The following is a 22708-nucleotide window of genomic DNA, read 5'->3' as shown; positions in this document are numbered from 1 at the left end:
CCTCGACCCTGGAGTACCCCGTGCTTCGCACCATCGGCAGGCGACTGCTGCTGCTCATCCCGACCCTGTTCGGTCTCTCCCTTCTCCTCTTCTTCTGGGTGCGCGCGCTCCCCGGCGGCCCCGCCGTCGCCCTTCTCGGCGAGCGGGCGACACCCGAGGCCGTTGCCCGCATCAACGAGCTCTACGGCTTCAACCAACCCCTCTACGTGCAGTACTTCACGTGGCTCGGCCGCCTCGCCACGGGCGACTTCGGCGCCTCGATCCAGACCGGCCGACCGGTGCTGGAAGAGTTCGTGCGCCGCTTCCCGGCGACCCTCGAGCTGTCGATCGCCGCGCTCATCGTGGCCGTCGGCATCGGCATCCCGCTCGGCTACTGGGCCGCCCGCAAGCACGGCAAGGCGTGGGATCACATCGCCGTCGTCCTCAGCCTGATCGGCATCACGGTGCCGGTGTTCTTCCTGGCGTTCATCTTCAAGTACGTCTTCGCGGTGCAGCTCGGCTGGCTGCCCTCGGACGGGCGCCAGAACCCGCGCATCGACGCGACGCACTATACGAACCTGTACGTCCTCGACGGTCTGATCACGGGGGAGTTCGACGCCGCGTGGGACGCGCTGCTGCACCTGATCCTGCCCGCGGTCGCGCTCGGCACGATCCCGCTCGCGATCATCGTGCGCATCACCCGCGCTTCGGTGCTCGAGGTGCAGAACGCCGATTACGTGCGCACCGGTCGGGCGAAGGGCATCGCCACCTCGACGCTGCGCAACCGCTTCATCCTGCGCAACGCCATGCTGCCGGTCGTCACCACCGTCGGGCTGCAGGCCGGCCTGCTGATCTCCGGGGCGGTGCTCACCGAGACGGTGTTCGCCTTCCCGGGCATCGGCGCCTTCTTGGCGTCGTCGATCTTCGCGCGGGACTTCCCGGTGCTGCAGGGGTTCATCCTCTTCATCGCCATCGCCTATGCCCTGATCAACCTCCTCGTCGACGTCTCGTACAGCTTCATCGATCCGAGAGTGAGAGTGCAGTGACCGCAATCGAGGTGTTCGCGTGAGCTCCAGCATCCTTCCCCCCGCCCCCAGCGGCGGACCCGTCGACGACAACCTCATCGTCGACACCCAGTTGCTCGCGGCCAAGACGCGCGGCGGGTTCTGGCGCGATGTGTTCCGGCGCCTGCGGGGCAACCCCACCGCCTGGGTCGGCGCGGTCATCGTGGCCCTGTTCCTGCTGGTGGCCGCCCTCGCGCCCATCCTCGCGCCCTACCCGGGTGATTCGCTGCCCGGACAGCGCTTCATCACCCCGACCCACATCCCGGGGCCCGGCGAGATCCCCGAGTTCCCGCTGGGACTTGATCGCTTCGGCGGCGACGTGCTGTCGAAGCTGATCTGGGGCGCACAGGCGTCGCTGCTCATCGGCGTGATCTCCACGGCTTTCGGCCTTGCCGGCGGGATGCTGCTGGGGCTGCTCGCGGGAACCTTCGGCGGCTGGGTCGACAACCTCGTCATGCGGTTCGTCGACATCCTGCTGTCGGTGCCGAACCTGCTGCTCGCCGTCTCGATCGCCGCGGTGCTGGGGCAGAGCCAGTTCGCGATCATGATCGCGATCGGCGCCTCGCAGGTGCCGGTCTTCGCCCGTCTGCTGCGCGCCTCGATGCTGCAGCAGAAGGGCGCGGACTACGTCCTGTCGGCGCAGACGCTCGGCCTCAGTCGAACGAAGATCACGATGAGCCACGTGCTGCCCAACGCGGTCGGCCCGGTCATCGTGCAGGGCACGCTGTCGCTGGCCACCGCCGTCATCGACGCCGCGGCGCTGTCGTTCCTCGGCCTCGGCGGCGGCCTGCCGCAGACGCCCGAGTGGGGCCGCATGCTCACCTACGCGCAGTCCGAGCTCGCCATCGCCCCGTGGTTGGCGTTCTTCCCGGGTATCTGCATCGCCGTCACCGCGCTGGGCTTCACCCTGCTGGGGGAGTCGCTGCGCGAATCGATGGACCCGCGCACCCGCGCCCGCTGATCCGTCCCGTTCCCCGAGACCCGTTCTCCGTGGCGAGACCCCGACATTCTGACCGGGTCTCGCCGCGGGGAGCGGGTTTCGCCTAGCGGCGGCGGAGCGTCAGCGCGCGATGCCGCGGCGGATCCGCCGCATCCGTCATCTGCGAGCCATCTCCGCGAGACCCGTCCGGCGTGGCGAGACCCTGACATTCTGCCCGGGTCTCGCCACGGGGAGCGGGTTTCGGGGAGCGGGGTTCGGGGGGCGGGTTTCGCCCAGCGGCGGCGGAGTGTCAGCCCGCGATGCCGAGCTCGTTGCCCGGGATCGAAGCGAGCAGTCGCCGGGTGTAGGGGTCGCGCGGGTTGGTGAAGATCTCCTCGCTCGAGGCGGCCTCCACGAGCTTGCCGTCCTTCATCACGCAGACGTAGTCGCTGATGAGGCGCACCACCGCGAGGTCGTGCGAGATGAAGAGGTAGCTCAGGCCGTACTCGCTCTGCAGGTCGCGGAGGAGCGTGAGAATCTGATCCTGCACGAGCACGTCGAGCGCCGAGACCGGCTCGTCGCAGACGATCAGTTCGGGCGAGAGGGCGAGCGCACGCGCGATCGCGACGCGTTGACGCTGGCCGCCCGACAGCTCCGACGGGTAGCGACGCAGCATCGAGGTGGGCAGCGCGACGTCGTCCATGAGTGAGCGCACCCGCGCGGAGCGGTCTTTCGCGGAGCCGCGCTTATAGAAGGTGAGAGGTTCCTCGATCAGCCGCTCGATCGTGAACATCGGGTTCAGGCTGGAGTACGGATCCTGGAAGATCGGCTGCACCTTCTGGCGGAAGTCCTTGAGGGCCGCGCCCTTGAGGGTCGTCACGTCCTGGCCCTCGAAGGTGATGGTTCCGCTCGTCGGCTCGATGACCTTCAGCAGCATCCGGGCCGTCGTCGTCTTGCCCGAGCCCGACTCCCCGACGATCGCCACGGTCTCCCCGCGGGGGATCGACAGCGACAGGTCATCGACGGCGGTGAAGTCCTCGCCGCGTCCGCGCGTCGGGTAGACCTTCGTCAGATGCGAGATCTCGACGATGGTGTCGCGCGGTTTCTTCTCCTCGCCGGCGACCGTGAGCGGTACGCCGCGGAAGTCCTCCGGGCGGAGGCGGACGGCGGCGACCGAGGGCGCGGCGGCCACGAGGGACTGGGTGTAGGGATGCTGGGGGTGCTCGAGGATCTGCTGGGCCGGGCCCTGCTCCACCACGCGCCCGCGGTGCATGACGACGACCCGCGAGGCGCGCTCCGCGGCGAGGCCGAGGTCGTGCGTGATGAGCAGCACGGCGGTGCCGAGTTCGGTCGTGAGCCGATCGATCTGGTCGAGGATCGTCTGCTGCACCGTGACGTCGAGCGCGCTGGTGGGTTCGTCGGCGATGAGCAGCCGCGGGTTGCAGGCGAGTCCGATCGCGATGAGGGCACGCTGGCGCATACCGCCGGAGAACTCGTGCGGGTACTGCTTGGCGCGGGCGGCCGCGTCGGGAAGTCCCGCGCGTTCGAGCGTCTCGACCACCTTGGCGTCGACGTTCTTACGGTCGGCCAGGCCGTGGGCGAGCAGGGTCTCGGACACCTGCGTGCCGATCTTGGCGACCGGGTTCAGGTTGGACATCGGGTCCTGCGGCACGAGACCGATCTGGCGGCCGCGCACGCCCCGCATGCGCGCCTCGCTGTAGGTCGTCAGGTCCTCGCCGTCGAGCAGGATGCTGCCGCGGGCCACGCTTCCTCCGGAGGCGAGCAGGCCGATGATCGCCATGGCAGTGGTGGACTTGCCCGAGCCGGACTCGCCGACGATCGCGACGGTCTCGCCCGCCGCGATGTCGAGGTCGATCCCGTCGACGGCGCGCACCGGCCCGTCGACGGTGGCGAAGTCGACGGCGAGGTCGCGGACGGAGAGCAGCGGCGGTGCAGCGGGCATCCCCCCATCCTGCCGCCCGACCTCGCCCGCCGCATCCTGTGGCGCGCATCTTCATCCACCCGTAACAGCGGGCCGGTGGTGGTTATACCGCAGCGGATCAAACTCGTCAAGAATCGCACTGGACACGACGTGATATGCGACGTATAGTGGGTCTTTGCGCTCCTCCTTTCCCCCTGCCCTCATATGGTGGTCGGCTGTCCCTGCTCGTCCCCGCGTTCCGCGGTGTGCGACGCACAGGGTTTCGGGGTCGGGGAGCACTCCACCTGACGACGAGGAATCATGAGCCCCCTGCCCGGGCTCTGCGGAGGTTTATCCCTTGGCTGTTGCGCGCAACGCATCCGACACCACCACCCCCAAGAACGGACGCGGAGCATCCCGCCTCTCGTTCGCCAAGATCTCCGACACGCTGACGGTCCCTGACCTGCTGGCGCTGCAGACCGAGTCTTTCGACTGGCTGGTCGGCAACGAGGCATGGAAGACCCGTGTCACCGAGGCTCAGGCCATCGGTCGCACCGACGTGCCCGAGATCAGCGGACTGGAGGAGATCTTCGAGGAGATCTCCCCGATCGAGGACCTGAGCGAGACGATGCAGCTCTCGTTCACCAACCCGTACCTCGAACCCGAGAAGTACTCGATCGAAGAGTGCAAGGAGCGTGGCAAGACCTACGCCGCTCCTCTCTACGTCGAGGCCGAGTTCATGAACCACCAGACCGGTGAGATCAAGACTCAGACCGTCTTCATGGGCGACTTCCCGCTGCAGACCGGCAAGGGAACGTTCATCATCAACGGCACCGAGCGTGTCGTCGTGTCGCAGCTCGTCCGCTCGCCGGGCGTGTACTTCGACCGCACCCCCGACAAGACGTCCGACAAGGACATCGTCTCGTCGCGCATCATCCCCAGCCGTGGCGCATGGCTCGAGTTCGAGATCGACAAGCGCGACCAGGTCGGCGTGCGCATCGACCGCAAGCGCAAGCAGTCGGTCACGGTGTTCCTCAAGGCCCTGGGCCTCACGAGCGAAGACATCCTGGCCGAGTTCGCCGGGTTCGACTCCATCGAGGAGACGCTGTCCAAGGACACGATCCTCACCAAGGAAGACGCGCTCCGCGACATCTACCGCAAGCTCCGTCCGGGCGAGCAGGTCGCCGCCGAGGCCGCCCGTGCGCTGCTGGACAACTTCTACTTCAACCCGAAGCGCTACGACCTCGCGAAGGTCGGTCGCTACAAGATCAACCAGAAGCTCGGTCTCGCCGGCCCGCTCAGCGACTCCGTGCTCACGGTGCAGGACATCGTCGCGACGATCAAGTACCTCGTGCGCCTGCACCGCGGTGACGCGACGTTCGACGGTCTTCGTGGTGGCAAGCCCGCCGAGATCCGCATCGATGTCGACGACATCGACAACTTCGGCAACCGTCGCATCCGCGCCGTCGGCGAGCTCATCCAGAACCAGGTCCGCACCGGTCTGTCGCGCATGGAGCGCGTCGTCCGCGAGCGCATGACCACGCAGGACATCGAGGCGATCACGCCGCAGACCCTGATCAACGTGCGCCCCGTCGTCGCCGCGATCAAGGAGTTCTTCGGTACTTCTCAGCTGTCGCAGTTCATGGACCAGAACAACCCGCTCGCGGGTCTGACCCACAAGCGCCGCCTGTCGGCGCTGGGCCCCGGTGGTCTGTCCCGTGAGCGTGCCGGCGTCGAGGTTCGTGACGTCCACCCCTCGCACTACGGCCGTATGTGCCCGATCGAGACCCCGGAAGGCCCGAACATCGGCCTGATCGGTTCGCTCGCATCGTTCGCCCGCATCAACGCGTTCGGATTCATCGAGACCCCGTACCGCAAGGTCGTCGCCGGTCAGGTCACCGACCAGATCGACTACCTGACCGCGAGCGAAGAGGCCGACTTCATCGTCGCCCAGGCCAACGCACCGCTGAAGGCCGACGGTCACTTCCAGGAGACCCGCGTCCTCGCCCGCAAGATCGGCGGCGAGGTCGACCTGATCCCCGCCGACGAGATCGGCTACATGGATGTCTCCCCGCGCCAGATGGTGTCGGTGGCGACCTCGCTCATCCCGTTCCTCGAGCACGACGACGCGAACCGCGCCCTGATGGGCGCGAACATGCAGCGCCAGGCGGTTCCGCTGGTGCGCAGCGAGTCGCCCGTGGTCGGTACCGGTATGGAGGGCTTTGCCGCCATCGACGCCGGTGACGTGGTCACCGCGCAGAAGCCGGGTGTCGTGATGGAGGTTTCGGCCGACGTCGTCACCATCCAGCTCGACGAGGGGGGAACGCAGGACTACTTCCTCCGCAAGTTCGACCGCTCCAACCAGGGCACGTCCTACAACCAGCGCGTCATCGTCTCGGCGGGCGACCGCATCGAGACCGGCGAGGTCATCGCCGACGGACCGGCGACGGAGAACGGCGAGCTCGCGCTCGGCAAGAACCTCCTCGTCGCGTTCATGACGTGGGAGGGTCACAACTTCGAAGACGCGATCATCCTCAGCCAGGACCTGGTGAAGGACGACACGCTCTCCTCGATCCACATCGAGGAGTACGAGGTCGACGCCCGCGACACGAAGCTCGGTAAGGAAGAGATCACGCGTGACCTTCCGAACGTGAGCCCCGACCTGCTGAAGGACCTCGATGAGCGCGGCATCGTGCGCATCGGTGCCGAGGTGCGCCCCGGCGACATCCTCGTCGGCAAGGTCACGCCGAAGGGTGAGACCGAGCTGTCGGCCGAGGAGCGTCTGCTGCGCGCCATCTTCAACGAGAAGAGCCGCGAGGTTCGCGACACCTCGCTGAAGGTTCCCCACGGTGAGCAGGGCACGATCATCGCGGTCAAGGAGTTCAACGCCGAGGACGGCGACGACGAGCTCGGCTCGGGCGTCAACCGCCGCGTCGTGGTCTACATCGCCCAGAAGCGCAAGATCACCGAGGGTGACAAGCTCGCCGGTCGTCACGGCAACAAGGGCGTCATCGCCAAGATCCTGCCCGTCGAGGACATGCCGTTCCTTCAGGACGGCACCCCGGTCGACATCATCCTGAACCCGCTCGGTATCCCCGGCCGTATGAACTTCGGCCAGGTGCTCGAGCTTCACCTCGGCTGGATCGCCATGCAGGGGTGGAAGGTCGAAGGAAAGCCCGAGTGGGCTGCCCGTCTGCCGCAGGAGGTCTTCGAGGCTCCGGCCGGCACCAAGGTCGCCACCCCGGTGTTCGACGGTGCTTACGAGCAGGAGATCGCGGGTCTGCTCGACTCCACGATCCCCACGCGCGACGGTGACCGCCTCATCGACTCGACCGGAAAGACGATCCTGTACGACGGCCGTCACGGCGAGCCCTTCCCGGCTCCCATCTCGGTCGGCTACATGTACATCCTGAAGCTGCACCACCTCGTCGACGACAAGATCCACGCTCGTTCGACCGGACCGTACTCGATGATCACGCAGCAGCCGCTGGGTGGTAAGGCGCAGTTCGGTGGCCAGCGCTTCGGTGAGATGGAAGTGTGGGCGCTCGAGGCGTACGGCGCGGCCTATGCACTGCAGGAGCTGCTGACGATCAAGTCGGACGACATCCTCGGACGCGTCAAGGTCTACGAGGCGATCGTCAAGGGCGAGAACATCCAGGAGCCCGGTATCCCCGAGTCGTTCAAGGTGCTCATGAAGGAGATGCAGTCTCTCTGCCTGAACGTCGAGGTCCTCTCGGCCGACGGTACCCCGGTCAACCTTCGGGACACCGATGACGATGCCTTCCGCGCCGCGGAAGAGCTCGGCATCAACATCTCCAGCCGATTCGAGTCCTCGTCCATCGACGAGATCTGACCCGGCCAGGCAACGAACAGAATTCCGACACAGGAGAACTAGTGCTCGAATCAACCACTTTCGATCAGCTTCGTATTGGCCTGGCCACCGCTGACGACATCCGTCGTTGGTCTTTCGGTGAGGTCAAGAAGCCCGAAACCATCAACTACCGCACGCTCAAGCCGGAGAAGGACGGTCTCTTCGGAGAGCAGATCTTCGGCCCGTCCCGCGACTGGGAGTGCGCCTGCGGCAAGTACAAGCGCGTCCGCTTCAAGGGCATCGTCTGCGAGCGCTGCGGCGTGGAGGTCACCAAGTCCTCCGTCCGTCGTGAGCGCATGGGCCACATCGAGCTCGCCGCACCCGTGACCCACATCTGGTACTTCAAGGGCGTCCCCTCGCGCTTGGGCTACCTGCTGGACATGGCTCCGAAGGACCTCGAGAAGGTCATCTACTTCGCCGCCTACATGGTCATCTCCGTGGACGAAGAGGCGCGTCACCGCGACCTCGCCACCCAGGAGAACAACATCCGTCTCGAGCTCAAGACGCTCGGCGACCGTCGCGATGCCAAGATCGCGGCCCGCCTCGCCAAGCTGGAGGAGGAGCTCGCCGCTCTCGAGGCGGAAGGTGCCAAGGCCGACCAGAAGAAGAAGGTCAAGGACGCCGCCGAGAAGGACATGACGCTCACCCGCAAGGGTGCCGACGAGCAGATCGCGAAGCTCGAGCGCGTGTGGGAAGACTTCCGCACGCTCGAGGTCGGCGCGCTCAAGCCCGAGGACGACGTGTTCCACGAGCTGCAGGACCGTTTCGGTCAGTACTTCGAGGCCCACATGGGTGCGGAGTCGATCCAGAAGCGTCTCGCTGCGTTCGACCTGGCCGCCGAGTCGGAGAACCTGCACCTGCAGATCTCCGAGGGCAAGGGCCAGCGCAAGATCCGTGCGATCAAGCGCCTCAAGGTCGTCAACTCGTTCCTGCAGACCGGCATGAGCCCGGCCGCCATGGTGCTCGACGTCGTTCCGGTGATCCCGCCGGAGCTGCGCCCGATGGTTCAGCTCGACGGTGGCCGTTTCGCCACGTCCGACCTGAACGACCTGTACCGCCGCGTGATCAACCGCAACAACCGCCTCCGTCGTCTGATCGATCTCGGTGCTCCCGAGATCATCGTCAACAACGAGAAGCGGATGCTGCAGGAGGCCGTCGACGCTCTGTTCGACAACGGTCGCCGTGGTCGCCCCGTCACCGGTACCGGTAACCGCGCGCTCAAGTCCCTGAGCGACATGCTCAAGGGTAAGCAGGGCCGGTTCCGCCAGAACCTGCTCGGCAAGCGCGTGGACTACTCGGGCCGTTCGGTCATCATCGTGGGCCCGCAGCTCAAGCTCCACCAGTGCGGTCTGCCCAAGCAGATGGCGCTCGAGCTGTTCAAGCCGTTCGTGATCAAGCGCCTCATCGACCTGGGTCACTCGCAGAACATCAAGGCCGCCAAGCGTGCCGTCGAGCGCACCCGTCCCGAGGTCTGGGACGTGCTCGAGGAGATCATCCGCGAGCGCCCCGTGCTGCTCAACCGTGCTCCCACGCTTCACCGTCTGGGAATCCAGGCGTTCGAGCCGCAGCTCGTGGAGGGTAAGGCCATCCAGCTGCACCCGCTCGTCTGCGCGGCGTTCAACGCCGACTTCGACGGTGACCAGATGGCTGTGCACCTGCCGCTGTCGGTCGAGGCTCAGGCCGAGGCGCGCGTGCTCATGCTCGCGTCGAACAACATCCTGAAGCCGTCCGACGGTCGCCCGGTCACCCTGCCTTCGCAGGACATGATCATCGGCCTGCACCACCTGACCACGGTCATCGCGGGCGCAGCCGGCGAAGGCCGCGTGTTCGGCTCGGTGGGCGAGGCGATCCTGGCCAAGGACGAGGGCACCCTCGACCTGCAGGCGAAGGCGCGCATCCGCATCCACGGCCTCACGTTCCTCGAGGGCCAGGCCCCCGAGAACTACGAGCGCCACGGTCTGGTCGACACCTCGCTGGGTCAGGCGATCTTCAACGACACCCTCCCGAAGGGCTACCCGTTCGTTCGCGAGCAGGCAGACAAGGGCAAGCTGTCGCAGATCGTCAACAAGCTCGCCGAGGAGTACCCGAAGGTGGAGGTCGCAGCATCCCTCGACCGCATCAAGGACGCCGGCTTCTACTGGGCCACCCGTTCGGGTGTCACGGTGGCGCTGAGCGACATCCTCACCCCTCCGAACAAGGCCGAGATCGTCGCGGGCTACGAGAAGCAGGCCGCGAAGGTCCAGTCGCAGTACGAGAAGGGTCTGACGACCGACTCCGAGCGTCGCCAGGAGCTCATCAAGATCTGGACCGAGGCAACGGAAGAGGTCCAGAAGGCGATGCGCGCCAACTTCCCCGAGGACAACACGATCAACCGCATGGTGTCGTCGGGTGCGCGTGGTAACTGGCTGCAGATCCGGAACATCGCCGGTATGCGCGGCCTGGTGAACAACCCCAAGGGTGAGATCATCCCGCGTCCGATCATCTCCTCGTACCGCGAGGGTCTGTCAGTGGCGGAGTACTTCATCGCGACGCACGGTGCCCGTAAGGGTCTGGCCGACACGGCCCTCCGTACGGCCGACTCGGGGTACCTGACACGTCGACTCGTCGACGTCTCGCAGGACGTCATCATCCGCGAAGAGGACTGCGGTACGAACAAGGGCCTCGAGCTTCCGATCGCGATCATGGGTGCCGACGGCACGCTGACCCGCGACCCGAACGTCGAGAACTCCGTGTTCGCCCGTACCCTCGCCTCCGAGGCCGTCGACGCGTCGGGCACCGTGCTGGCCGAGGCCGGCGACGACGTGGGCGACGTGCTCATCAACAAGCTCGTCGAGGCCGGTGTCGAAACCATCAAGGTGCGCTCCGTCCTGACATGCGAGTCTGCTGTCGGCGTCTGCGCGAACTGCTACGGCCGTTCGCTGGCCACCGGCAAGATCGTCGACATCGGCGAGGCGGTCGGCATCATCGCCGCCCAGTCGATCGGTGAGCCCGGAACCCAGCTGACGATGCGTACCTTCCACACCGGTGGTTCCGCTTCGGCCGAGGACATCACACAGGGTCTGCCCCGTGTGCAGGAGCTCTTCGAGGCGCGTACCCCCAAGGGTGCATCGCCGATCGCCGAGGCCGACGGTCGCATCACGATCGACGAGACCGAGAAGGCCAAGAAGGTCATCCTCACGCCCGACAACGGCGACGAGCCGGTCGTCTACCCGGTCCTGAAGCGCGCGACGCTTCTGGTCGAAGACGGTCAGCACGTCACCGTCGGTCAGCCGATCCTGGTCGGAACGCTCGACCCCAAGGAGGTCATGCGTGTCATGGGTGCCCGCGAGGTACAGCGTTACCTCGTGAACGGCGTCCAGGGCGTGTACCGCTCGCAGGGTGTGCCGATCCACGACAAGCACATCGAGGTCATCGTGCGCCAGATGCTGCGGAAGGTCACCGTGGTCGACCACGGCGACACGACGCTGCTTCCGGGTGAGCTGGTGGACTTCAAGAAGTACCAGAACATCAACCGCGAGACGGTCGGCGAGGGCAAGCGCCCCGCGTCGGGTCGTCCCGAGTTGATGGGTATCACGAAGGCGTCGCTCGCGACCGAATCGTGGTTGTCGGCGGCATCGTTCCAGGAGACCACCCGCGTCTTGACGCAGGCGGCCATGGAGGGCAAGAGCGACCCGCTCGTCGGCCTCAAGGAGAACGTCATCATCGGAAAGCTCATCCCCGCCGGAACCGGACTCGCGAAGTATCGCGATGTCGCGGTCGAGGCGACGGAGGAAGCGAAGAGCGAGCGGTACCCCAACCGCATCTTCGCCTCGGACGGCGCCTACAGCGACGCCGACCTGAGCTACGTCGATTTCGACAGCTTCTCCACGGACGACTTCACGCCCGGTACCTACAACTGATGAAGAGCGGATGCTGACAGCATCCGTCTGATCGAGGGCCCCCGGCCCGTCTGCTCGCGCAGGCGCGCCGGGGGCCTTCGTCGTTCCCGCGACCTGGGCGTGCCGCAGCCGGGAGATGGCCGCGGTGATGCGTAGCGTGGAGGAGGGGAGGCAGTCGTGGCTCGAGTGGGCGGACGCAGCGCGTGGATCGCATGGCCGGTGGCCGTGATCTGCGCCGCGGTGGTGGGGGCACTGGTGTGGCTCGCCGTCCCCGGGATCCCCTCCGCCGTCTCGTTCGTGGGCGACACGCTGCGTGCGGCCACCACGTCCCTTCCCGCGGTCGACGACGCCGACGCCGCCTCGACGGCACCGGCGACCGACTGCCGCGATCTGTATCCCGATGAGCTCTGGTCGCAACTCGTCTGGACGCCGAAAGTGCTGCTGTCGCAGAATGCGGCGCTGCCGGCCACCACGACGTCGCTCGCCCAGACACTGGCCCCGACCGTCGTGTTCACCTGCACGTGGCGCACCGAAGACGGCCGCTCGATCTCGACGACCTACGCCCAGGTGGCCGACGGCTCCGCAGCGGCTGCCCAGGCCGCGCTCACGAGCGAAGGGTTCGCGTGCGGACTCGACGGTGCCCGCGTGCACTGCGAGCGTGGCGCCGGCGCGGTCACGGAGATCCACGACCTCCTCGGCACCGCGTGGCTCTCGAGCGTGATGACGGACTGGATGCCCGAGGGCTACGCCGCGCAGACCGCGTCACGCGTCTTCGTCGGCTGAACGGCGCCGGTCGCTCGCCCGCACCGGATCGCGGCTGGTGCGGGGTGAGGCCGCTATCCGGTGCGGGGAACGCGGGGATCGGATGCTGCGGGTCAGCTGTAGACGTGCGCCACCACGCTGTCGGTGTAGCCCGAGGGGGCGAGATTCGAGTACGCGGTGTCGATGAGGAGTCCCGAGCGGTAGAAGAGGGTACGACCGTCGTTGACCGGGTACTGCTGGTTGACCCAGGTCTTCTCGCAGCGGGTGCCGCCGTCGGGGGTGAAACACGTGTACCCGTCGCTGCTGACCAGCGCATTGAGCATGTCGAGCGCGGCGCCCGACGGCATGGCGGAGATCTTCGTCGACAGCCCGGTGGTGTCGGCGGCCGGGTCGCGCCACACGCAGACGAGGGACCCGTCCGACTGCACCCCGGTCGGAGCGAACGCCGGGTCGTTGAGCGGAACGCCGTCCAGTTGTGCCAGGACCGCGTCCGAGAGCAGCGCCCGACAGTCGGTGGGGATCTCGGGAGTGGCGTCGGCGGTCGGCGTCGGGGTCGGCGACGCCGTGGCGGTCGGGGTCGGGCTCGCCGACGATGCGGCGGGTGTCGGGAGCGGTGCCGTGTCGGCGGCATCGGGTGCGCACCCGGCCAGAGCTGCGACGGTGAGCACGGCCAGACCGGCGAGAACGGCTGGGAACAGGCGCGGGCGGCGGCTCATGCGCACACCCTAGGCCTCGGCGGTGTCCGGCCCGGAGATCGACACACGACGGCACGCCTACGCGCCGCGGCGCGCCGGGCGGGTTAGCCTCGCAACGCGGGAACCTGCCCCCGCGTGAGGAGTGCTTCCGATGAGTGACCCGAAGTCGTCCTATGGCGAACCGGTCGATGAGCCGAACGAGGTCGACGACGACGTCGTGCGGCGGGCCAACGCGGCCCTCGCGGAAGCCGAAGCCGCCCAGCGTGATGCCGTCCCCGGTGAGACCGATGCGGTGCCACCGCGCGATGAGCCCGAGACCATCGTCGTGACCGACGCCGATGGCACGCCCGAAACGGTTGTCGTCGAAGAGACCGCGGCGACGCAGCGCACCGAGGACCGCGTCGAGCCCGACGGCGTCCCCTGGTACGAGCGCGATGACGTTCCCCTCGACGATGAGCCCGCCGCGCGCGCCAGCGAGCCGGTCACGGCGCGCGAGCCGGTGCAGACGCGGGACACCGACTACTCCCGCGACGAGCCGTCCTACCGCGACGAGCCCGCTGTGGCCCCCGTCGTCGCACCCGCCGCGCAGCCGATCTTCGTGCAGGCGCCCGAAGCACCGCGTCCGCGCGGAAACCGTGGTGCCGCCGGTGTCATCGGACTGCTGGCTGCCGTCGTCTTCGCCGTCCTGTACCTCGCGGCGTGGCTGGGACTGGAACTGATCTACGGCGGCATCGTCTTCGCCGACGTGCCGCAGGCTGCGCTCGACGCTCTCGGCACCTGGGCGCTGTGGCTGCCGGTGGTGGCGTTCTTCCTCGGCTTCTGGCTGCTGGGCGCCTTCATCAACCGCGGCCGGTGGGGACACTGGGTGGTCTGGGGCCTGCTCGTCGGCCTCGCCGCCTACGGCGGACACCTGCTGGGCCAGCTCTTCCAGGCACCGTTCTGGATGCTGACCGCTCGCGAGGGCGCAACGCTGCTCGAAGACCAGCTGCTCGCACCTCTCGCGATCGTGGCGTTCGTGCTCGGTCGCGAGCTGACGATCTGGTTCGGCGCCTGGGTGGCGGCCCGCGGTCGCCGCGCCTCCGAGCTGAACGATGCCGCACAGCGCGAGTACGAGCGCACGCTCGAAGCCGGTCCGCAACTGACGCACGCGTGACGAGGGGCGACGGTGGCGCAGCCCGCTGAGCACGGCGGCCCGCTGCCGCCGCCGCTCGCGGTCGTCTTCGCCACCGTCACCTTCTTCGCCCTCGCGATCGCGGGGCTCGGTTTCACCAGCCTCTTCCTCGACGCCGACGTCATCGCGGTCGAGGGCCTCGGTCAGGTGCCGGGAATCGTGGGCATGATCGGCGCCGGCCTCGTGTTCGCCGCCTCCCTGCTGCTGGCGGTGCGGACGCAGCATCCCTCGTTCTGGTCCGCGCCCATCATCGCTCTCGCCACCGTGCTCGCGTACGCCGCGGGGGTGCTGTTCGGCGGGGCCCTCAGCGGAGCCGACCTCGCCGCCTCCGCCGTCGCGGCGGGCACCGCGATGGTCGGGTGGGTCGGCATCGTGCTGTTCCTGGCGGCCCTCGTCTCGGCTGCGGGCGGGGTCGCGCTCGTCCGCTCGCGCGGCGGCACGCCCCGGTGGCGGTGGGAACGCGACGACGAGGCCGAGTAGCACGGCGCGCCGGTACCGGTCGATGCCTGTCAACTCCGGGCGTGTCGGGCTACCGTTGCAGGGTGGAGCGGTCGCTCGAAACACAGGTCAGCCAGGCAGTGGATGCGTGGCTGCGCTGGTTGCCGCGCTGGGAACCCGCCACGCACCGCGGGCGCATCGCCCCCTGCCGCCGCTGCTTCGGCTCGCCCATCCTCTCGGCCGCCGGCCTCGGCTCCGACGTGCCGCACGGCGTGCAGCACGGTCTCTCCACCCGGATCAAGACGATCGTCGATCACGCGGTGGCGCAGTACACGGCACGAAACCTGCCGATGCTGCAGACCGAGCTCGATCAGCAATCCGCGCGCAACCGCACCCGCAGCTATCGTCCGTCCGAGGGCCTCGACCCCGAGTTCGAGGGCCTGCCGCTCGATCCTGATCCGGATCCGGGGTCGCCGTTCCTCTTCACCCTCTCCGGACTCGCCGCCGAGGAGGACGCCGTCATCGCCGAGCTCCCCCCGCTGAGCGACGCCGCGAAAGCGGCGCTGCGTCAGGAAGTGGGCTTGGCCGACGATTACGCCAACATGATCGGGCGCGAAGTCTGCGCGATCCTGCTGCACCATCGCCTCCGCATCCAGGGCGCGGTGACCGAGTTCGTCGAGCCGCAGATCGCGGCGATGCTCGAGGAGCTGACGCGGTCGCTCGACGCACCGTTCGATCCCGGCGAGCCGGGGCTGACCGCGCTCTGAGGCTTCCCACGCCGGTCCGTCCGGCGTCAAGGGGTTTGTCGGTGACGAGGGCGCTCGGTCGCTTTTGTTAGCATTACCGGGGCTCTTACCAGAGCAGCCGTCGGCGACGACGTGCGGGGATCACCGACCGGGGGAGGGTGGGATGCCGACACGCCTGCCTGCTGCGCCCCCGATCCTGCCGGGACTCGCCTATATCCGCCCCCTCGGTTCGGGCGGGTTCGCCGATGTGTTCCTCTACGAACAGGACATGCCGCGGCGAAACGTCGCGGTCAAAGTGCTGCCGAGCGATGTGCGCGACCCCGATCTGCTGCGCATGTTCAACGCCGAGGCCGACGTGCTCGCGCACCTCTCCGCGCATCCCTCGATCGTCACGGTCTATCAAGCCGGCATCTCCGCCGACGGCCGCCCGTACATCGTGATGGAGTTCTGCCCCGGATCGCTTTCCCAGCGCTACCGCGTCGAGCGCATCCCTGTTCCGGAGGTGCTGTCGATCGGGGTCAAGATGGCGAGCGCCCTGGAGTCCGCGCACCGCGCGGGTCTCGTGCACCGCGACGTGAAACCCAGCAACATCCTCATCACCACCTTCGGCACCCCGGTGCTCGCCGACTTCGGCATCTCCTCATCACTCGCGCGCGAGAGCGCCGATGAGATGCTCGCGATGTCGATCCCGTGGAGTGCCCCCGAGGTGGTCTCCGAGCAGACCGCGGGTTCGGTGGCGAGCGAGGTGTGGAGCCTGGGCGCGACCGTGTACTCGCTGCTCGCCGGACACAGCCCCTTCGAGCGGCGCGAACGCGGCCAGAACACCCGCGAACAACTGCGCCGACGCATCTCGCGCGCCACCTACACCGAGGTCGCCCGCACCGACGTGCCGCCGTCGCTGCAGGCGGTCATGGCGCGCGCGATGAGCCGTGACCCCGCCCAGCGCTACGCGAGCGCGCGCGAGCTCGGCGATGCCCTGCGCGCCGTCCAGACCGAGGTCGGCCTCGCGGCGACGCCGCTCGAGGTCGCCGCCGACGAATGGGCACCGGGCGAACGCAGCATCGATTTCTCCGACAGCTCGCTGCGCGGACCTGCCCGTCCGCGCATAGAACGCAGCAGCAGCCGCAAGCTGCATGCCTCTTCCGGAATGGCAGGGCTCGCCCGCGATGAGGACACCGACATCTCGGCCCCCACGCGCAGTGCCCGTTCCGCGATCCCGTGGGTGCTCGCCGGCACCTCCGTCGTCGTGGCGGGCGTCGCGGTCCTGACCACGCTGCTCGCGACGGGAGTGCTGTAGTGCGCCGCCGCACGGTGGCCGGACTCGTCTCGGCGGGTGTGGCCGCCGCTCTCATCGTGGGGATCAGCGTGGTGTGGCCGGGGCTCGACGCGCAGGAGACCCCGGAGGTCGACACCTCGGTCTGGGCGCTGCAGACCGGCGACGGGCGCCGTTACGCGCGGGTGAACACCACGATCGGCGAGCTGGACACGGTGCGGAGCGTGAGCAACCCGAGCAACGTCGTGCAGGGCACGGAGGGGGCATACCTCTTCTCCGACAGCAACAGCAAGCTGACCCGCATCGACGAAGCGATGCCCGTCGACCTCGACGAGGAGACGGTGCGCGCCTCCCCGTCGACCCCCGCCGGCACCACCCAGGTCGCGACGGCCGGCGACTTCGCGGCCTACCTCACCGACACCGGCACGGTGTTCGCGGGCCGGCTGTCGACGGGCGACGCCGCGCAGATCGACCCTCTCTCCGACTCAGACTCCGGCGACGCCGAAGACGACGAGGATGCGCCGCAATACGCCGCCGACGTGATCGCGCTCGATCGTCGGGGGATGCTCTTCTCTTACTCCTCCGCCGATGACTCCGTGGTGCGCTACGACATCGCCGCCGGAGAACTGCGCGGACGCGACCCGCTCGACGTCGACATCGACGCGCCGTCCCTGACCGCCGCGGGAGACACCTGGGCGCTGCTCGACGCGGAGGCCGGAGCGGTGTACCTGCGGGGGGTGGATGCTGCGGTGCCGGTCGAGCTCGCCGGGACGGCGGTGGCCGGCGAACCCGACCCCGATGGCGCGTCGGTTTACCTCGCCGACGAATCGAGTCTCGTGCGCGTTCCCGTCGACGGCTCCGCGCCCGTCAACGAGGTCGATCGCGGGAACACCGTTCTGGGCACCCCCGCGGTGCCGATCGTGCACGACGGCGAAGCGTACGCGGCGTGGCTCGGTCCGAGCAACGGCGGCGGCATGCTCTGGAGCAACGGCAGCGAGCACGAACTCGCCTACGGCACCGGCATCATGCCCGAACAGCGGCGCCCGGTCTTCGTGGCCACCGACGAAGCGGTGATCCTCAACGAGACACGCACCGGGTGGGTGTGGATGGTGCCCGACGGCACGCTCGTCGCCTCGAGCCAGAACTGGGCCCTCGACGACAACACCGACCCGGCCGCCGTCCCCAGCGAGGAGCAGCTGAGCGTCGTCATCGACCCCAAACCCCCGATCGCCGAGCCGGACGCGTTCGGGGTGCGGGCGGGGAGCCTCGCGACCCTCCCCGTGCTGATGAACGACCACGACCCGAACGAGGACGTCCTCAGCATCGACCCCGCCTCGGTGACCGGGCTCGACCCCGGCTTCGGCAGCTTGTCGGTCACCGACGACGGCCAACGCCTCGCCGTGCGCGTCGAGCCCTCAGCATCCGGCTCCGCCACCTTCCAGTACGCCGTCACCGACGGCACCGCTCAGGACGGCCTCCTTTCCTCTCCCACCACGGTGACCCTCACCGTCTCCACCTCAGACGCCCCGCCGACGTGGTGCGGGGTGGAGCGATGCCTCGTGCAGTGGCCCACGCCCGAGGTCGCCCGAGGCGGCACGGTGACCGTGCCCGTGCTGCCCGGCTGGGTCGACCCCGACGGTGATCCCCTGCTGCTCCTGTCGGTGTCGAACCCCTCGGGCATCGGCACCGTGGCCGCCACCCCCGGCGGTGATGTCGTCTACCAGCACAGCGATGACGGCTCGGGCGGGGAACAGCTGATCGAGCTGCCCGTCACGGTGGCCGACACCTCGGGTCAGACCTCGCAGCGCTCCCTGCTCGTGCGGGTGTCGCCGACCCCCGCACTCACCGTGCAGTCCTTCACCGTCGTCGACTCGATCGACTCGAGCCTCACCGTCGACGTCGCCCCTCACGTCACCGGCACCGCCGGGGCCCTGTCGGTGACCTCCGTGCGCGTCCTCGACGATGCTGCGGCCACGGCCACCGTCGTCGCCGGCACGACGACCTTCGATTTCAGCTCGCGCGAGCCGGGAACGTTCCGCGTCGGTTTCACGGTCACCGACGGCACGACGGATGCGACGGGCACGGCGCGGGTGACGATGCTCGCCGCCGACGCTCCCGCCCAACTCGCCACCTCTCCGGTCGTCGCCTTCGTGCGACCGCAGGAGGACGCGACGCTCGACGTCTTCGCCGCCGTCTCCAACCCCACGCGCCGTGTGCTGCTGCTCAGCGACGTCGTAGCCGATGCCGACGAAGGTGCCTCGCTCTCGGTCGACGCGGTCGGCCAGAACAACCTGCGGGTGTCGGGGTCGACCCCCACGGGGGCGCCGGGTCGCTTGGGCACGGTCACCTACACCGTCAGCGACGGCACGGATGACGACGGTGCTCGAGTGGCGGGGGAGGCCACGGTCTACCTGCTGCCCGAGGCGCCGGAGCTCGCCCCCATCGCCGTGGACGACACCGTGATCGTGCGCGCGGGCGCGCAGATCGACATCCCCGTCCTCGACAACGACGTCTCACCGGCCGGTGGCCGCCCGACGATCAACCCCGCCTCGGTGACCTCGACGACCCCCGACGCCCTGGCCTTCGCCTCGGCCGACGCCCTGCGCTACCTCGCCCCCACCGAACCGGGCGACTACGGCGTGGACTACTCCGTCTACACGACCGGCACCCCCTCCCTCAGCGATACCGCCACCGTGCGCATCCGGGTGCTGCCGGGCGACACCAACCGTCCGCCGCTTCCCGACACCCTCGAGGGCCGTGTGCTGAGCGGGCAGTCGACCGCGATCGACTTCGACGGCTTCGGCATGGACCCCGATGGCGACGTCGTGACCCTCGACCGCATCCTGACCCAGCCCGACAGCGGTTCGGCGACCGTCTCGCCCGATGGTGAGTCGATCGTGTACACCAGCGTCCCCGGCCACCGCGGTCAGGTCACCTTCCGCTACCGCGCCGTCGACTCCTCGGGTGCTGCCGGAGAGGGCACCGTGCGCGTCGGCGTGCTCGACGCCGACTCCAACCCCAGCCCCGTCACCTTCACCGACTACGTGCAGGTGCAGGCCGGTCCGGACAACACCCTCCGCGTCAGCCCGCTCGCGAACGACCTGGATCCGACCCGCGGCACCCTGCGCCTCACCGACGTGCGCCCCGACCTCCCCGCCACCCTCGAGGAGGGGGAGGACAACCCCGAGTACACGCGGCTCGCCGATCGCGTGATCGACGTCACCGACACCGGAGTCGTGCTCGCCGCCGGTGAAGAGCCCGGAACGATGTCGTTCCTGTACGACGTCGAATCGAGCTCGGGCAACACCGGGCGCGGATTGATCGTGGTCAAGGTGGTGCGCGAGAGCGTGCCCGACTACCCGGTCGTCGCCGACACGGTGCTCACCGCCGAGACGCGTGAGGAGTTCACCACCGGCGTCGACGTGGTCGCCGGCAAGGCGGCCTGGTCGGGCGGCGACGTCGACGACCTCACCGTCTCGCTGTGGGGCGCGCCCGACGACGTGACGGCGAACGGGCGCACGCTGCAGGGCGACCTGCCCTCCACGACCCGGCTCATCCCCTTCGCCGTCACCGGTTCCCGCGGCGAGGAGCAGGTGACGACGTACGCGTTCCTGCGCGTGCCCGGCGACGACGATCTCGACCTGTCGCTGCGCGCCGGAGTGGCCCCGCAGGCGGTCAACGAACTCGAGTCGGTCTCCTTCGACATGGCAGACCTCGTCGTACTGCCCCGCAACGCCACCCTCGAAGCCGGGGGCGACGTGCGCACCTCCGGCTCGCGTGCGGGGGCCCTCTGCACGATCGAGAGCGGCACCCGCATCCGCTACGACGCGGGCGCGGGCGCGCCCTGGAGCGACGCCTGCCAGGTGCCGGTCCGCATCGCCGGCACGGAGGAGTGGACCTCCCTCGCTGTTCCCGTCCTCATCACGGCGCGCGATCCGCAGCCGGTGCTGCGCCCCGCATCCCTCACCGTCGGACCGGGCGAGACCACCACGTTCGACCTCCGCACGATGACCACGTGGGAGCTGCGCGACGACTGGGATGCGATCCAGTACAGCGCCGACTACAGCGGCGGCGCGTTCGAGGTCTCCCTCGCGGGGTCGATCGTCACGATCACCGGCACCGACCGCGCGATCCCCGGCACCGAGAACGCGGCCGTCATCGGCGTCACCAGCCACACCGCCGTCACCCCCGCGCGCCTGATCCTGCGCGTGGGGGCGGCGCCTTCGACCCTCCCGCAGGGCGGAGCCACCGCCCAGCAGTGCTCCCAGGCCGCCGGTTCCTCCTGCTCGATCACCGTCATCGGCACTCCCGGCGAAGTGAACCCCCTCCCGCGCACTCCGCTCGAGCTCGTCGCCGTCCGCCCGACCGGCGCGTGCGTCGGAGTCAGCTTCGCCGTCGGCTCGGCGGGCACCGTCACCGCGTCGTGGACGGGTGATGCCCCCGGAGCCACGTGCTCCGCATCGTTCTCGGTGCGCGACGCCCAGGGCCGGGTCACGGCGGCCCAGCGCGACGGCCGACTTCTGCTCGACCTGCAGGGGTATCCGAAGGCGCCCGCGAGCGTGCGGCAGACCGCCTACGGCGACGGCACGGTCACCCTCCGGGTCGACGCGGGGGAGTCGCGGCTCGCATACCCCGGCCTGAGCGGATTCGTCGTGCGCTACGCCGGTCAAGATGTCGCCCGCTGCTCGGCCGACGGGGTCTGTCCCGTCATCCCGGCACCGAACGGTGAACAGCGCCTCTACGAGGCTTGGGCCGTCAACGCCACGGGAGAGTCGCGCGCGAGCGTGCGCACCACCGCGTGGGCGTACGACACCCCCGCGGCCCCCGCGACCATCACGGCCCGCCCGCAGCCCAACGGCAACGAGGGCAACCTCGCCGCCCTGTCGATCGGCGGCATCGACGCCGCCGAGACCGGGTACCTGCAGATCATCAGTCCGGCGGGCGAGACGCGCAACGTCAACATCAGCCCGAACCAGACCTCCGTCGAGGTCGGCAACTTCCGGGTCGGCTCCAACGCGCAGACCGCCGTGACCGTCACGCCCTTCTCGCGCTTCACCCTCCCTCCCGGCCTCGGCGGCGCCCCGAACGGGCAGACCAAGACCGTGAACGCCAACGGGGTGGGCGCCCCCCTGAACGTCACCCTCACGGTGACCTCACGATCCTCCGGAGACGACCAGTCGACGGTGGATGCTGTCGCCACCGCGCAGGTGAACGGCACGGGGTCCGAGCTGCTCTTCGACATCGTGCCCGCCGACCGCGAATGGCAGTGCGATCCCCGTCGCGGGGGCAACCAGGAGAGCTTCCCGGGCCTGGAGTCGGGACGTCAGTACGACTACGTCGTGTGCGTGTCGTCCTGGTATGGCGACACGCGATTCGGCGACACCGTGAAGGCGCGCTCCTCCGTCCGTGCCGAGCAGAGCCGAGAGGCGCCGAAGGGATTCACCTTCGAGGTCAATCCCAACGCCGAGGTGAATGGACAGGAGGCGCGGTGGCGCATCACGCGCGACCCGTCGTCGAGCACGGATGATCCGCCCCGCTACAACACCGTCCGTTTCGAGAACTGGGGGCCGGGTAACGGCACGTTCGAAACCGACCCCGGGATCCGCGTGTACTACGAGCACGACGTGTGGAAGACGCGGAGCGAGGCCGCGCTCGTGCGGCCAGCGCAAGGAAGTGCGCCGTACCAGAGCGTCGCCCGGTGGTCCATCGCCTCGTGCGAGGGTGGCGGCCAATTGCGGTTCACGTCGTCCTCGACCGAGGGGCGTGCAGCGTTCACGTTCGATCCCTCCCGAGTGCGGTATCGCGATGCGGCCGGCACCGTCCTTCCGACCGGCGAAGACCCGCTCGCCGTTCCCCCCACCGCTGCCAGTGTCGACCGTGTGGGGGTCACGGTGTCGTGGTCCTCGAGCGGATGGAACCTCCGCGACGCCACCGGCGAGGTCACGGGCAAGTGCACCCCGCAGGCCTCAGCCCCGACCACCCCCTGACTTC

The 22708-nt window shown here is 68.9% G+C and carries 12 protein-coding genes; 10 read left to right on the top strand and 2 right to left on the bottom strand.

Going from position 1 to position 22708, the window contains the following annotated elements; genetic code table 11:
• Positions 1–20: 20 nt before the first annotated feature.
• Complete coding sequence (locus ACFXP5_RS07670) at positions 21–1025, top strand: ABC transporter permease (protein WP_394528334.1); 1005 nt, start codon at positions 21–23, stop codon at positions 1023–1025.
• Between the two features lie 19 nt (positions 1026–1044).
• Entirely contained in the window at positions 1045–2004 is a 960-nt protein-coding gene (locus ACFXP5_RS07665; protein ID WP_394528333.1) for an ABC transporter permease, read from the top strand.
• Between the two features lie 268 nt (positions 2005–2272).
• On the opposite strand, the gene ACFXP5_RS07660 is transcribed toward ACFXP5_RS07665, so the two are convergent.
• Positions 2273–3925, bottom strand: a complete 1653-nt coding sequence (locus ACFXP5_RS07660; RefSeq protein ID WP_394544147.1) for an ABC transporter ATP-binding protein — start codon at positions 3923–3925, stop codon at positions 2273–2275.
• Positions 3926–4241: 316 nt separating this feature from the next.
• Here ACFXP5_RS07660 and rpoB point away from each other — a divergent pair, with 316 nt between their 5' ends.
• The 3 genes from rpoB to ACFXP5_RS07645 all read left to right on the top strand — a co-directional run bounded on the left by rpoB (position 4242) and on the right by ACFXP5_RS07645 (position 12415).
• On the top strand, positions 4242–7736 hold the full coding sequence (gene rpoB, locus ACFXP5_RS07655; protein ID WP_394528331.1) for a DNA-directed RNA polymerase subunit beta: 3495 nt from the start codon (positions 4242–4244) through the stop codon (positions 7734–7736).
• Between the two features lie 41 nt (positions 7737–7777).
• Positions 7778–11653: a DNA-directed RNA polymerase subunit beta' gene (rpoC, locus tag ACFXP5_RS07650; RefSeq protein ID WP_394528330.1), complete on the top strand. Its 3876-nt coding sequence runs from the start codon at positions 7778–7780 to the stop codon at positions 11651–11653.
• Between the two features lie 156 nt (positions 11654–11809).
• Positions 11810–12415, top strand: coding sequence for a porin family protein (locus tag ACFXP5_RS07645; protein ID WP_394544146.1), 606 nt, complete (start codon positions 11810–11812; stop codon positions 12413–12415).
• A 92-nt stretch (positions 12416–12507) separates the two neighbouring features.
• On the opposite strand, the gene ACFXP5_RS07640 is transcribed toward ACFXP5_RS07645, so the two are convergent.
• Positions 12508–13110 carry a DUF3558 domain-containing protein gene (locus ACFXP5_RS07640; protein ID WP_394544145.1) on the bottom strand — a complete coding sequence of 201 codons (603 nt, stop codon included), beginning with the start codon at positions 13108–13110 and terminating at the stop codon, positions 12508–12510.
• 130 nt (positions 13111–13240) lie between these two features.
• Here ACFXP5_RS07640 and ACFXP5_RS07635 point away from each other — a divergent pair, with 130 nt between their 5' ends.
• The 5 genes from ACFXP5_RS07635 (at position 13241) to ACFXP5_RS07615 (ending at position 22704) form a co-directional block, all read left to right on the top strand.
• On the top strand, positions 13241–14242 hold the full coding sequence (locus tag ACFXP5_RS07635; protein WP_394544144.1) for an ABC transporter: 1002 nt from the start codon (positions 13241–13243) through the stop codon (positions 14240–14242).
• A 12-nt stretch (positions 14243–14254) separates the two neighbouring features.
• Positions 14255–14740 carry a hypothetical protein gene (locus ACFXP5_RS07630; RefSeq protein WP_394544143.1) on the top strand — a complete coding sequence of 162 codons (486 nt, stop codon included), beginning with the start codon at positions 14255–14257 and terminating at the stop codon, positions 14738–14740.
• A gap of 62 nt (positions 14741–14802) precedes the next feature.
• On the top strand, positions 14803–15465 hold the full coding sequence (locus ACFXP5_RS07625) for a spermidine/putrescine ABC transporter substrate-binding protein (RefSeq protein WP_394544142.1): 663 nt from the start codon (positions 14803–14805) through the stop codon (positions 15463–15465).
• A gap of 142 nt (positions 15466–15607) precedes the next feature.
• Entirely contained in the window at positions 15608–16741 is a 1134-nt protein-coding gene (locus tag ACFXP5_RS07620; protein ID WP_394528324.1) for a serine/threonine-protein kinase, read from the top strand.
• Positions 16741–22704, top strand: a complete 5964-nt coding sequence (locus tag ACFXP5_RS07615; protein ID WP_394544141.1) for an Ig-like domain-containing protein — start codon at positions 16741–16743, stop codon at positions 22702–22704. Before ACFXP5_RS07620 ends, ACFXP5_RS07615 begins: the two co-directional genes overlap by 1 nt.
• Positions 22705–22708: the final 4 nt, after the last annotated feature.

It is taken from the genome of Microbacterium hanjuni (assembly GCF_043556395.1).
Taxonomy (GTDB): domain Bacteria; phylum Actinomycetota; class Actinomycetes; order Actinomycetales; family Microbacteriaceae; genus Microbacterium.
Note: the sequence above shows the minus strand (reverse complement) of the source record. Positions and strands in the feature narration are given on the sequence as shown.

Bases quoted from the DNA above. Each gene is read 5' to 3' on its own strand.
- ACFXP5_RS07660 (WP_394544147.1), bottom strand. From the start codon at position 3,925: ATGCCCGCTGCACCGCCGCTGCTCTCCGTCCGCGACCTCGCCGTCGAC.
- ACFXP5_RS07640 (WP_394544145.1), bottom strand. From the start codon at position 13,110: ATGAGCCGCCGCCCGCGCCTGTTCCCAGCCGTTCTCGCCGGTCTGGCC.
- ACFXP5_RS07635 (WP_394544144.1), top strand. From the start codon at position 13,241: ATGAGTGACCCGAAGTCGTCCTATGGCGAACCGGTCGATGAGCCGAAC.
- ACFXP5_RS07620 (WP_394528324.1), top strand. From the start codon at position 15,608: ATGCCGACACGCCTGCCTGCTGCGCCCCCGATCCTGCCGGGACTCGCC.